The sequence below is a fragment of the Bacillus sp. ChL18 genome (assembly GCF_026241425.1).
In the GTDB taxonomy this organism is placed as follows: domain Bacteria; phylum Bacillota; class Bacilli; order Bacillales; family Bacillaceae; genus Bacillus; species Bacillus velezensis.
Genome location: NZ_JAPHWE010000002.1, coordinates 961,611 through 974,540 on the forward strand (window position 1 = coordinate 961,611; position 12,930 = coordinate 974,540).

11 protein-coding genes are annotated in these 12,930 nt (G+C 48.6%); all 11 read left to right on the forward strand.

The annotated features are described in order from the left end of the window. Window positions 1-31 precede the first annotated feature (31 nt). The 11 genes from essC (at window position 32) to OQ477_RS15920 (ending at window position 12,928) form a co-directional block, all read left to right on the forward strand. Window positions 32-4,507 (forward strand): type VII secretion protein EssC, encoded by a 4,476-nt coding sequence (gene essC / locus OQ477_RS15870; protein ID WP_265973143.1) that lies wholly within the window; start codon window positions 32-34, stop codon window positions 4,505-4,507. Continuing rightward, entirely contained in the window at window positions 4,504-7,629 is a 3,126-nt protein-coding gene (gene esaA / locus OQ477_RS15875) for a type VII secretion protein EsaA (protein WP_265973144.1), read from the forward strand. The genes essC and esaA overlap by 4 nt, the downstream gene beginning before the upstream one ends. 7 nt (window positions 7,630-7,636) lie before the next feature. Beyond that, window positions 7,637-8,110, forward strand: coding sequence for a type VII secretion protein EssA (essA, locus tag OQ477_RS15880; RefSeq protein ID WP_265973146.1), 474 nt, complete (start codon window positions 7,637-7,639; stop codon window positions 8,108-8,110). Window positions 8,111-8,170: 60 nt separating this feature from the next. Next, entirely contained in the window at window positions 8,171-8,902 is a 732-nt protein-coding gene (locus tag OQ477_RS15885) for a (S)-benzoin forming benzil reductase (RefSeq protein WP_265973148.1), read from the forward strand. A gap of 164 nt (window positions 8,903-9,066) precedes the next feature. Next, entirely contained in the window at window positions 9,067-9,597 is a 531-nt protein-coding gene (locus OQ477_RS15890; RefSeq protein ID WP_007613450.1) for an HD domain-containing protein, read from the forward strand. Window positions 9,598-9,734: 137 nt separating this feature from the next. Then, window positions 9,735-9,971, forward strand: a complete 237-nt coding sequence (locus OQ477_RS15895; RefSeq protein WP_014418770.1) for a DUF2642 domain-containing protein — start codon at window positions 9,735-9,737, stop codon at window positions 9,969-9,971. A gap of 135 nt (window positions 9,972-10,106) precedes the next feature. Continuing rightward, window positions 10,107-11,213, forward strand: coding sequence for an AI-2E family transporter (locus OQ477_RS15900; RefSeq protein ID WP_014418769.1), 1,107 nt, complete (start codon window positions 10,107-10,109; stop codon window positions 11,211-11,213). A 61-nt stretch (window positions 11,214-11,274) separates the two neighbouring features. Continuing rightward, the gene (locus tag OQ477_RS15905; protein WP_014418768.1) at window positions 11,275-11,496 is read left to right on the forward strand and encodes a spore germination protein; all 222 of its coding nucleotides are present in this window, start codon (window positions 11,275-11,277) and stop codon (window positions 11,494-11,496) included. A 71-nt stretch (window positions 11,497-11,567) separates the two neighbouring features. Next, window positions 11,568-11,816, forward strand: coding sequence for a YueH family protein (locus OQ477_RS15910; protein WP_003152028.1), 249 nt, complete (start codon window positions 11,568-11,570; stop codon window positions 11,814-11,816). A gap of 65 nt (window positions 11,817-11,881) precedes the next feature. After that, window positions 11,882-12,280: a YueI family protein gene (locus OQ477_RS15915; RefSeq protein ID WP_003152031.1), complete on the forward strand. Its 399-nt coding sequence runs from the start codon at window positions 11,882-11,884 to the stop codon at window positions 12,278-12,280. Between the two features lie 96 nt (window positions 12,281-12,376). Beyond that, on the forward strand, window positions 12,377-12,928 hold the full coding sequence (locus OQ477_RS15920) for a cysteine hydrolase family protein (protein ID WP_003152033.1): 552 nt from the start codon (window positions 12,377-12,379) through the stop codon (window positions 12,926-12,928). The last annotated feature ends 2 nt before the right edge of the window (window positions 12,929-12,930 follow it).

The following is a 12,930-nucleotide window of genomic DNA, read 5'->3' on the forward strand; positions in this document are numbered from 1 at the left end:
GTAACGATCAGGCTGTCAGGAGGTTCGCCATATGAGTCTGTTATGGGTCTTTTACCGAGAGCACGTACAAAAGGTTCAGCTGTCTGAACTCCCGCCGTCTCAGCCGATTACGATCGGTCCGGATATGAAAGATACTATCACGGTCGGCACACTTCCGTTACGGCAAAACGCCGCAACCCTTTATCGAAAAGAAACAGATCGTTATGATGTTTTCCTGGGAAATAACTGTGCCGGCGAATTGACAATAGGAAATGAAATGCCCTGCCGGATTGAAGAAGAGACGATGCGGCTTCTGCTCACCCCTGACAAAGAAGAATCCTCCGTTTATTTTATCGGCGGGAAGGATGAGATCGTTTTCTCATCAGAAACAGAGGAAGCGGATATATACAAAGAGCCGTCCTCCGCTCAAACAGGGGCTTTTTATCTGCGAAAGTCGGGAGGATGCTGGTCTGTTGTCCCTGATGGCCAGGACGTTTATGTGAACGGAAAGCTTGCAGAAGCTCCCGAAAGGCTCCGCACGGGAGATGAGCTGCTGTGGAATTTTCTGCGTGTGAGGCTGATGGAGGACGACCTTTTAGAAGCCGTTCATCACGAAAAGCTTCAAACCGTTTTAACCAAAACGGTAAAACCAAGCACCGAAACGAAAAAGAAATACCCGCTATATCGAAGAACGCCGCGCATGGTCTACGATCTTCCAGAAGACCGCGTTTCATTCAGCTTTCCCTCGCAGGAAAGCGAACAGAATAACCGGGGGCTGTGGCTCGTCATTCTGCCTCCTTTGGTCATGCTGATTGTAATGGGGGTTGTCGCCATTATACAGCCGAGGGGCATATTCATCCTAGTCTCTTTGGCGATGTTTATGATGACTCTCATTACCTCCACCGTGCAGTATTTCCGTGAAAAAAACCAGCGGAAAAAACGGGAGGAGAAGCGGGAGCGTGTGTACAAGCAGTATTTGGAAAACAAACGGAAAGAACTTCAGGCGCTGTCGGAAAAACAGCTGCAAGTGCTGACGCATCATTTTCCCCCGTTTGAAAAAATGAAATATTTCACCTCTGAAATCAGCGGCCGCATTTGGGAGAAATCGCTGGAAAGCAGGGATTTTCTGATGCTTCGGCTCGGAACGGGCACGGTCCCGGCAAGCTACGAGATTTCAATGAGCGGCGGAGACCTTGCGAACCGTGATGTGGATGATTTGATGGAGCAGTCGCAGCACATGCAGCGTGTGTATAAAGATATCCGCCATGCCCCCGTAACCGTTGATTTACAAGAAGGGCCGATGGGGCTTGTCGGGAAACCTCAGATCGTCAAAAATGAAATTCACCAGCTGATCGGCCAGCTCGCGTTCTTCAACAGCTACCATGACCTGCGATTTGTCTTTATCTTTCATGAGGACGAATATAAGGAATGGGAATGGATGAAGTGGCTGCCGCAATTTCAGCTGCCTCATATGTACGCGAAAGGATTTATTTACAATGAACAGACCCGCGATCAATTGTTATCGTCCATTTACGAGCTGCTGCGGGAGCGGGATTTGGAAGAAGATAAAGAAAAGAAGATCTTCCAGCCGCATTTTGTCTTTGTCATCACAAATCAGCAGCTGATCGCAGAGCACGTCATTTTAGAATACATCGAAGGCCGGCATGAGCATCTCGGCATCTCGGCAATCATCGCCGCGGAAACGAAGGAAAGCCTGGCGGAAAACATTCACACCCTCGTCCGCTACATTAATGAAGATGAGGGAGACATTCTCATTCAGCAGAAAAAAGCGGTGCAGATCCCGTTTAAGCTGGACAGGCATGAATGGACAAACAACGAGCGGTTTTCCCGGACGCTTCGGACATTGCACCATCAGGTCGGAATGACGAATTCCATTCCTGAAACGGTCTCATTTCTGGAGCTGTTTCATGCGAAGGAAGTAAAAGAAATCGGCATCAGGCAGAAGTGGGAGACAAGTGAGTCTGCAAAATCGCTGGCTGTTCCGATCGGCTATAAAGGAAAAGACGACATCGTCTATTTAAACCTGCATGAAAAAGCGCACGGGCCGCACGGATTGCTGGCGGGAACGACCGGCTCCGGGAAAAGTGAATTTCTGCAAACGTACATCCTGTCATTGGCCGTTCACTTTCACCCGCATGAAGCGGCGTTTTTGCTGATTGACTATAAGGGCGGAGGAATGGCGCAGCCGTTCCGCAAAATGCCGCACCTTCTCGGGACCATCACGAATATTGAAGGAAGCAGAAACTTCAGTATCAGGGCGCTTGCGTCCATTAAAAGCGAGCTGAAAAAACGGCAGCGTCTGTTTGATCAATATCGCGTCAATCACATCAATGACTATACAAAGCTGTATAAACAGGGAGAAACGGATATTCCGATGCCGCACCTGTTTTTGATTTCAGATGAATTCGCCGAGCTGAAAAGCGAAGAGCCTGACTTTATCAGGGAGCTTGTCAGCGCGGCCCGCATCGGACGGAGCCTTGGTGTGCATTTAATTCTCGCCACGCAAAAGCCGGGCGGCATCATTGACGACCAAATATGGAGCAACTCACGCTTTAAGGTCGCGCTGAAAGTGCAGGATGCAAGTGACAGTAAAGAAATCCTGAAAAACAGTGATGCGGCGAATATTACGGTCACCGGACGCGGCTACTTGCAAGTCGGAAATAACGAAGTGTATGAGCAGTTCCAGTCTGCCTGGAGCGGCGCCCCTTACATGGAAGATGTATACGGCACCGAGGATGACATTGCCATCGTTACCGACACCGGCTTAATTCCGCTGTCTGAGGTGGACGCGGATGATGCGGCGAAAAAAGACGCCCCGGCAGAAATAGAAGCCGTAGTCGAAGAAATCGAGCGGATTCAAAATGAAATGGGCATTGAAAAGCTGCCGAGCCCGTGGCTTCCGCCGCTTGCCGAACGTATCCCGCGCACGCTTTACCCTGCGCAGGAAAAAGACCGCTTCTTCATCGCCTGCGTGGATGAGCCTGATCAGCAAAGACAGGCGCCTCTCGCTTATACGATGATGGATGACGGCAACATCGGCATTTTCGGCTCATCCGGCTACGGCAAGTCAGTGGCTGCCATCACCTTCCTGATGAACTTCGCGGAAGGATACACGCCGGAAGAGCTTCATATGTACATCTTTGACTTCGGAAACGGCACACTTTTGCCATTGGCAAAGCTTCCGCACACCGCAGACTATTTCTTAATGGATCAAATGAGAAAGATCGAAAAATTCATGATCCGCATCAAGGAAGAAATCGAGCGGCGGAAACGGCTGTTCAGAGAAAAAGAAGTCAGCCATATCAAAATGTACAATTCGCTCAGTGAAGAAGAGCTGCCGTTTATATTTATCACAATTGACAATTTCGACATCGTCAAAGATGAAATGCATGAATTAGAAACGGAGTTTATCCAGATTTCACGCGACGGGCAAAGCTTAGGCATTTACTTCCTGCTGACCGCAACGAGGGTAAACGCCGTCCGCCAGTCGCTGTTAAACAACATAAAAACGAAAGTCGTCCATTATTTAATGGATCAGTCAGAAGGATACTCCATTTACGGGCGTCCGCCGTTCAGTCTCGAACCGATCCCGGGCCGCGTCATGATCCAAAAAGAAGAACTGTATTTCGCGCAAATGTTTCTTCCGGCTGAAGCGGAAAATGACCTCGAGATGTTCCAGGCGCTGAAAGATGATGTCAAAGCTTTAGCTGAGCGCCACGCCGGAACAGCCGGCCCAGACCCGATTCCGATGCTTCCGGATAGGCTGACGGCCGGCGAATTTTCACTCCGTCTCGGCCTGGATCAAGAACCGTTCCGCATTCCTGTCGGGCTTCATGAGGAAAAGGTCAGCCCTGTGTACTTTGATCTGGGCAAAAATAAGCATTGTCTTATTTTGGGCCAGACACAGCGTGGAAAAACAAATATCCTGAAAGTGATGCTGAATCACCTGCTGCGTGAAGGTACAGAACAGGTCGGGCTGTTTGACTCGATTGACCGCGGACTGTCGCAGTATGCGCAGGAAACAAAGGTCAGCTATCTGGACACAAAAGAAGACGTCCGGCAGTGGATCGAAACGGCAGAAGCCATTTTCACGGAGCGCGAAGCTCAGTATGCGCAGGCCGTCAAAAATGGCGATGTGCACAAACTCAGTTTCTCTCCGGTCGTGTTAATGGCCGACGGTATTACAAGATTCCAGCAGACGATCGACACCGCCATTCAGGACAAACTGGCGATGTTTATGAAATCGTACGCGCATGTGGGCTTCAGTTTTATCCCAGCGGGCAATCACAGCGAATTCTCAAAAGGCTATGATTCCTTAACGACGGAAATGAAACAGATCCGCCACGCGATGCTGCTTGTGAAAAAATCCGAGCAAAATGTCATTCCGCTGCCTTACCAAAGGCAGGAACCGGACATTCAGCCGGGCTTCGGCTATTTGGTTGAAAACGGGAAGGAGCAAAAAATCCAAATACCTTTATGTTCAGCGGAAAGGGAGGCCGTCAGATGACTGAACAACGAAAAAGCCTGATCAAATTAATAGCCGCGGTCGTCATCATTCTGCTGCTGCCGGTGCTGTTTTTCCGGTTTATCGGCGATGACCCGGGAAAACAAAAAAACAACGCCACCCGCCAAATCGCAGTCGTGAATGAAGACATGGGCTTACAAACAGATGAAAATGAGGAAGAGGAATCCGTCCATTTCGGCAAAGAAGTAGCGGCCGCTCTCGGCGGCCGTCCGGATTATTCATGGACGGTTGTCAACAGGAGCGCGGCTGAAAACGGCCTGGCGGCTAAGAAGTATGACGCCGTCGTTTACATTCCATCCGATTTTTCAAAAGATATCTTAAGCTATGACAAGGAGCGTCCGCAAAAAGCCACGCTGACATTCAATATTCAAAGCAACCTGAACGCCGTCAACAAAGAAAAGGTGCAGCGTGAGCTAGAAGACGCCCAAAAATCAATGAACAAAAAAATGTCGGCATTATATTGGAATTTCGTCTCACAAAAAGTGAACAATGTCCGAGGCGATTTTGACAAGATCGTCAATAAAGAATCAGAGTTTCAAAACGTCATGTACAACTTTTACAAGCCGAGCTCCAATGACTTGGCAGGTGAAATCAAGCGGCAAAAAGACCTGATTGACGAACTGAAAAAATCAATGAATGAAGCGCAAGGCGCGGCAAAAGAAAAATTGACTTCGGCAGATGAAGCCAAAACCACGCTCAAAGACTTTGCCGATACGGTCGAGCGCTATAAACAATATCAAGAAAATCAGAAAAAACTGCTGATGGCCGCGCAGGAACAAAATCAAAAGCAAATCACAACCGGACTGAATGCCATTAAAGCACAGCAGGCCGCCAACCAGTTCAGCACGATGATGAGCGGGCTGTCTTCAGGCATAAACCAGGCGCAGACACAGCTTGACCAGACGGGATCGGCTCTTTTGGCCGCCCAACAGGTGAGAGAAGCGCAGGTTCCTGAGCAGGAACACGGGATGGCAGATATTCAATCCAATTTACTGAACAATTTTTTGACTCAATATAAAGCTCAAGCAAGATTTGAAACACTGAACAGCATCCAAACCCTTATGAAAAGGGATCGGCCAGCATTAACCGTTCCGGAAAAGGACCCGGGGGATGACGGATCGGATGAACCGAAAGAAGAAGAAAAACCGAAAGAAGAAAAACCCGGCGATCTGAAAATTGACCTTGATGATCAGCGTGACGAATTAAAGCGCATCTCCGCTGAAATCAATCACATTTCTGACGGATTAAAAGAACCGGAAAAAGAAAATCCGGCCCCTGAAAAACCGGACCAAGGCGATGACGGTGAAAACTCCGGCGATACCGATCCGAATAACGGAACGAATCCCGGAGAAGGCGGAAAAACGGAAGACGGCACAAAAGATCAGCAGCCTGCTTCCGATAACACAGGTGATCAGGAGCCAAAAACCGTCCAGACCGCCACTGCCGCTAAAAACGTCACTCCGCCTGCTGATGAGCCGGCGGACGATCCAAACGATTCTGAAGGAGACGGCGGCACGGACATATCTGAGGCGAAAGAAAGGCTGAACCAAGCCGCAGAGCGCATTCAGCAAATTGAAAAAGAGCTGGAAGAGAAACAGCAGACTCATAATGAAGAACTGAAAAAACGTCTCGATGCTCTTGATGAAGAAATCCAAGGCCTTAAAAAGCAGATTGCCAAAGTTGAAAAACGGGCGGAGAAATTACAGGAAGATCTTGGAAAAACAGTAGAAAAGAGAAAACAAGACTTCAATACCATTTACAGAATGATTGTAAGAACAGAACAGAACATTTTGAACTACCCGTCATTGGATAGCGGCCGCAAATCTGCTCTTGAACAGATATTTGCCGCTGATATCAATACAAAAGAAATATCCGATTTAATGAGTTACTATAATGATTTATCCCTGTATGAGGCGACACTCTATCACTCTCTTGACGCGGGCTCGCTGCCTGATGTGAAAAACAGGGTGCTGAAAGCCCAGCAAGGCGAAGTTCAAACCGTTCTCGCCATCAAACCGGTGGAAACGGCAAGCTGGGAAAACCTGAAAAACAACAAGATGCAGACAGATGAAGACATCAGCAATTTCATTAAAGGCATGACCGAATTCTCGGATAACTACAGCTCGTATATCAGAGATGAACAAGCCGGAGTGCTCGATGAGCTCGCCAGCATTTCAGACAGCGCGGCGAAAGCATCCGATCAGCTGGCTGAAGGCGCTGTGCAGGAAGCGGCCGCGTTCAGCGGAGACGGATTAACCGGAACGATGGCGCTCGGCGCTCAGGATACCGTCGGCCGCGAAGTCCTGCAAATGTCTGACACGATGGGCCATCTGTCAGAACGCCAGTCCGGCATCATCAGCTATACCGACAATATGCAGCAAAGCGTAAATGACGTCCAGCAAAAAGCGGACACCTTAAACAGCAACTGGGGCAAAAACGTCGATTCCACGAAATTGATCAGAAATGACGTGTACGGCATTTTAGGGAACGCGCTCGTTGACGGACAGGAAAACGGCTACGTTTATGATTATCTTGCCAACCCGCTTAAAATCAGCGGAGAGGTGCCGGAAGACCGGGTTCAGAATGTTCCGCCGGTCGTCATTTTGGTGATCGTCCTGATCAGCAGTCTTCTGATCGGCTATTTCAGCTCGTATTATCAGCAGGCGCCGCTTCTTGTCAAAGGCGCGCTCTTTGGGATTTTAAACATTATGGTCGGATTGATGATCAGTCTGTTCGGTCTGAATATCTACTCGCTTCCGGACGATCAGACGATTAAATGGTCAGTCTTTACGATTCTCTTGCTTGCGGCGAGTTCAGCTTTTATCCGGGCAGCCTTTGTCTTCAGCTCGATTACCGGATGGATCGCATCATCAGCGCTCATTCTCTTTTATGTGGCGCCTTTGATCGATCTGATTATGCCGAACTTCACCTTTGACAGTCCGGTTTCGAAAGTCTATATCGATATTCAATACGGAACGGGCCATCTGTTTGCGATGGGGGTAACGGTTCTTGCGATCATTACGCTGATTGCGGCGGCGCTTCCGCTCGTCATTCGGCTGTTTGCGGAAAAAACGGAGGAAAGTGATCAGTCTTATGAGGCGTAACACATTCATGGAAAAAGGATTGCTGCTGTTTGCTCTCTCCTTTTTCCTTTTCCTTCCCCAAGCCGCAGCCGCGAATGAGGAAAATACTGATGTCAAGCCGAATGAATATGAAAAGAAAGACATTGAAATTCGTACGGATTACCTGCACGACGATGCCTACTCTGAGGAAAAAACGGCGCTTCCGAAAGAACAGAAGGATATCACGTTTGATCAGCCGGCCAAAAAACCGGATGACAAACTGATATCAAATTTGTTTACATCGTCAGACACGGAGCCGAATACGATCAAAGCGCAATCGAAAAAACTGGGTATCACATTTGCCGAGCCGGCGGTGAGGCGTACCTCGGCAGATATGGAAACGGAAGAGAAAAAGACTTCTTATCTGCTGCCTGTCATTTATGCCGTCTTGATCCTCCTCGGGATTGCGGCGATGATCTATCTGATCCCGAAAGTCACGGCGCAGGAAAAGGCAAAGCGGTAAACGGATCGCTTGTGTTTGCGGGAAGACAGCCCGTAAAATAAGAAAAAAAGGAGGAGTTTCATGCAGTTTTTTCTTATAACAGGCGCGTCAAAAGGCTTGGGCCGGGCGCTTACGGAACAGGCGCTTCAAGAAGGAGCCGAAGTCGCCGCGCTTTCAAGAACGATAAGCGGGGAAAAGCGCGAGGGACTGACAGAATACAGTGTTGATCTAACCGACCTGGCAGATACCGGGCGGCAGATGAAGACGATTCTTGATCAAGCAGAGGAGAAGGGGTACTCCGCCGTCACACTGATCAACAATGCCGGAATGGTGGAACCGATCAAGCGGGCGAAAGAGGCTTCCGCCGAAGAATTGAACCGCCATTACACCCTTAATCTGACGGCGCCCGTTTTGCTCAGCCAAATGTTCACAAAGCGTTTCGAAGCGTTCAGCGGCAGCAAAACAATTGTCAACATCACATCGGGTGCGGCGAAAAATCCTTATAAAGGCTGGAGCGCGTATTGCAGCTCAAAAGCGGGGCTTGATATGTTTACGAGAACATTCGGGTTTGAACAGGAAGATGAAGAGCTGCCGGTCCGCATGATCTCATTCTCGCCGGGAGTGATGGATACAGACATGCAGGCTGTCATCCGTTCTTCGTCAAAAGAAGATTTCCATGACATCGAACGGTTCCGCAATCTGAAAGAAACGAAAAACCTCAGAAGTCCTGAATACATCGCCGGCGTCATTCACTCACTGATCGCGGGCGAGCCGGAAAACGGACGGATATACGATATCAAAGAATTTTTGTAGAGCAGCGTTTACGCTGCTCTTTTTTGTTTGTACAATCACTTCGGAGTCCGGCGGCATATGATGAATGAAACAACGTATAAGGGGTATAAGAAATGTATCAGATGAATTGAGTTTCTTCTCGATTTATGTTAGGATTCTAAAAATATAAATAAGGAGGGGTTTCCATGAGAAATGTAACGTTAATGGATGTCTTCACCCATCCAATCGCACAAAAGTATTTACAGCGTTCCGGTGTCGCCCATGCGATCGCCTGCGCGTTTCATGCATACCGTCTTGCCGTAAAAGCAGGTGTCAGCCCGGATCTGGCGGCGAAAGCGGCTTTACTGCATGACGTCGGCCATTATGAATGGTACACAGACGGCAAATGGGATTATGAAAAGTACAGAAGAAACGATATCCATGCCATTAAAGGCGCGGAACGGGCGCATAAGCTGCTCATCCGGCTCGGTGAAGAACCGAAGGCGGCGAAGGACATTGCGCTGGCGATTCTGCTTCACACCGATTCCTATCTGCCTGAAGGCGAACTGGACAAGAATACGCTCCAGCAAATCGTGAAACAAGCGGATGAACTCGATGAAGAACCCGGCGGACATCACCATTACCGCCAAATGGATCACACAGCCGCGCTCAAACAAATCCAAAAGCTTGATCAGTTAATTGACCAAGCCCAATATCCCATAAGAAGCTCAGTCTAGGCCACTCATGCGGCCTTTTCCGCTTACATAACTCCGCATGCTCACTAACACCTTTTCCGCTCCGATAGACGTACTGTGTCAAAGCCTTTGTCCGCTGCATATGCTGAAGGAAAACATAGTAAAGGGGATCAGCGAAAATGGCCCATCAAGGAAGCCCGCAAATCGTCTCGTTAGTGGACCCTTACGTTTATCAGACCATCCATAAGCTTATCGGCTCAAGGTTTATTATTCAAACCGTCAGACGCATTATCAGAGGACGGCTGATTGATGCCACTCCGGATCACATCGCCATTGAAGAAACGCATGACCGTGTATTTTATATCAGAAACCGCCATGTGGTTTCCGTCATGCCTGATTATACCGAACGCGTGTAGCAGCCCGAATAAGGCGCAAACCGGAGGCGGCCCTATAGAACCCCGGTGCGTCTTCTTTTTGAGATACATAGATGCACGGCGGCTTTTTTTGGTACAATCACAGTACAAGTTCACATAACAATAGGAGGAAACCGCTTGTTGAAATCAAAGGTCCATTTTTGGACGCTGCAAATTTTGCTCGTTTTGCTCATTATTTACGTATCAACGAAAGTCTCGTTTATTTTTCAGCCGTTTTTCGGTTTTATCACCACTCTGTTTTTCCCGATTTTGATCTCGGGCATTTTGTTTTTCATTTTTAATCCGATCGTGCGCCTGCTTGAGAAAAAAATCCCCCGGACATTGGCGATCCTGCTCATTTATCTCGTTTTCATCGGCCTGATTGCCTTTATGTTCACCGCCATCGGACCGATTGTGGCTTCCCAGGTCACGGGGCTGATTAACAATTTCCCTGATTACATTCATCAGATTCAAGTCTTGACGGCGCAATTATCCCATTCCAAATGGTTTACGTGGATGATGACGCAGGATTATGTGTCGATAGAAAAAATCCAGCAGTCTCTGACGGGATTTTTACAAAGCCTTCCGCAAAATATTACGGCAAGCCTGTCGGCCGTGTTCGGCGTCGTTACGAATATCACGCTTGTCGTGATCACCGTTCCGTTCATTTTGTTTTATATGCTGAAGGACGGCCGGCGGTTTCCGCTCTTGGCGGTCAAAATCCTGCCTTCTTCCTACCGGGCGGAAGGCAGGAAAATATTTAACGACTTATATGTCACATTGGCCGCCTATTTCCAAGGCCAGCTGCTGATTTGTCTCTTTGTCGGAACGGCATGCTTTATCGGATATTGGATCATCGGCCTGCAGTATGCGTTAATTCTCGGGATGGTGATCGCCGTCACCAATATCATTCCGTACCTGGGGCCGTTTCTCGGGGCGGCGCCCGCGGTGATTATCGCGTTTATGGATTCGCCGGCTAAGGCGCTGTTTGCCGTTATTGTTGTCGTTGTCGTCCAGCAGCTTGACGGGAACCTGCTTTCTCCGCTTGTCATCGGGAAACGGCTGAATACCCACCCGCTCACCATTATTCTTCTGCTTATCGGAGCGGGCAGTTTCGGCGGCATTCTCGCAATGATTCTGGCCGTGCCGGTTTACGCGGTTTTAAAAGCTTTTGTCTTAAATATCGTCCGGCTTATCAAACTTCGTCAGCGGTCAAAGCTCGAAGACAGCCGCAAGCCGAAATAAAAACGGGCACAACTCCCGATGCAGCGCATAAAATGCTGTAAAGAAAAGCGGAGGTGTGGGTATGCCTGCAATTGTGGGACCGATTTATATTATGAGTTTAGCCGGAGACGCTGCGGCGAGCTTCGGTGACGTGTTTGCCATTTCTCCCAAAGCCGTTGACCACTCAGGCGCGGGGGCAGGGGCGTTTCATTCCGGAGATTTTATCAAAGTTACTAATAAATTCAGCAAAACGCGCTTTGAAGACATCGATGTGTTTGACGAACCTGATTGGTTTAACGCGTGACAGCCTCCTTTTAGGAGGCTGTCGCTTTTTTGTAGTATAATAGAATCAGTCTTTATAAAAGGGGAATTTTTATGAAAATCAGAAAAGCGAATATTACCGTGCAGTCCGGAATGATCGGTGATGTATATCTGCATGAAAATAAAAAAGAACAGCATACCCTTGTAGCCGTTCCGGAACTTGAGTGGAGCACGATCATTTCCTATGAGGAAGAGAAAAAGGCGCTGGCGCAGCGGCTTTTACAATCATTCAGCAAGCTGATTGAAGAAGAGCCCGCCGGAGAGCTCGCCGGAAAGATCTCCCATTGGGTGGCTGAAATGTAACGAAGCGGTTTACCGCGTCCCGTCCGGGGCGATAATTGTAAAACAAGCTGAGGAGGGACAGGCCGATGAGCGACAAAACGGTTGACCTTTATTTACAGCAGGGGATGTACGGCCCTCTGCAGACGAAACCGGATGAACGCCATTTATTTTTAGGCTCGCTGCGTGAAAGAGTCATCATTGCCCTGACGAAGGGGCAGGTGCTGCAAAAGCAGCCTTATGAAGAAGTGAAACAGGCGCTGAAAAGCCGAAAAGACGCGGTGCTCTATATAAACGGAAGGCTCCCGTATCATGCTTATTCACCATATATGAAGCTTGCCGCACTTGCCGGTGTCCGAAGCTCCGTCATATCGGACCTTCAATTCGAAACGCCGCTCGGCCTGGTTTTTGCCGCCGATTATGCCGTGAACCTTGACGGCATTTACGTACAGGATGACATTTTTCAGCGCTCACTCCTGAAATCTTAAAAGGGCAAAACACCGTTTGTCATTTTACAATGCCAATTCACTTACAAGTGGAGATAGGATATAATGGTTTTCATATGAATGGCGGGGAGGCCGGCTATGAAAAAAGCATTTATATGCATTGATTATACGAATGATTTTGCAGCAGAGAACGGGGCATTAACCTGCGGAGAACCCGCGAGACAGATTGAAGATACGATTGTCAGTTTGACGCAAGCATTTATAGAAAACGGTGATTACGTTGTCTTTGCGGTAGATTCGCATGATGCAGACGATGATTTTCATCCCGAGACACGCCTGTTTCCTCCGCATAATATCAACGGCACGGAGGGCAAAGAGCTGTACGGAAGGCTATCGCCTCTTTATGAGAAACATAAACACGCAAAAAACGTAAATTATATGGAAAAAACGAGATATTCTGCTTTTGCGGGAACGGATTTAGAGCTGAAACTGAGGGAACGGCAGATCACTGAGCTGCATCTTGCGGGCCTGTGCACCGACATCTGCGTTCTTCACACGGCGGTTGACGCCTACAACAAGGGCTTTCAGATCGTCATTCATCAAAACGCTGTGGCCAGCTTTAATCCGGAAGGGCATGAATGGGCCCTGTCCCATTTTAAGAACAGCATCGGAGCGCAAGTGGCAGAGTAAGG

Bases quoted from the DNA above. Each gene is read 5' to 3' on its own strand.
- esaA (WP_265973144.1), top strand. From the start codon at position 4,504: ATGACTGAACAACGAAAAAGCCTGATCAAATTAATAGCCGCGGTCGTC.
- OQ477_RS15890 (WP_007613450.1), top strand. From the start codon at position 9,067: ATGAGAAATGTAACGTTAATGGATGTCTTCACCCATCCAATCGCACAA.
- OQ477_RS15920 (WP_003152033.1), top strand. From the start codon at position 12,377: ATGAAAAAAGCATTTATATGCATTGATTATACGAATGATTTTGCAGCA.
- OQ477_RS15895 (WP_014418770.1), top strand. From the start codon at position 9,735: ATGGCCCATCAAGGAAGCCCGCAAATCGTCTCGTTAGTGGACCCTTAC.
- essA (WP_265973146.1), top strand. From the start codon at position 7,637: ATGGAAAAAGGATTGCTGCTGTTTGCTCTCTCCTTTTTCCTTTTCCTT.
- OQ477_RS15885 (WP_265973148.1), top strand. From the start codon at position 8,171: ATGCAGTTTTTTCTTATAACAGGCGCGTCAAAAGGCTTGGGCCGGGCG.
- OQ477_RS15910 (WP_003152028.1), top strand. From the start codon at position 11,568: ATGAAAATCAGAAAAGCGAATATTACCGTGCAGTCCGGAATGATCGGT.
- OQ477_RS15915 (WP_003152031.1), top strand. From the start codon at position 11,882: ATGAGCGACAAAACGGTTGACCTTTATTTACAGCAGGGGATGTACGGC.
- essC (WP_265973143.1), top strand. From the start codon at position 32: ATGAGTCTGTTATGGGTCTTTTACCGAGAGCACGTACAAAAGGTTCAG.
- OQ477_RS15905 (WP_014418768.1), top strand. From the start codon at position 11,275: ATGCCTGCAATTGTGGGACCGATTTATATTATGAGTTTAGCCGGAGAC.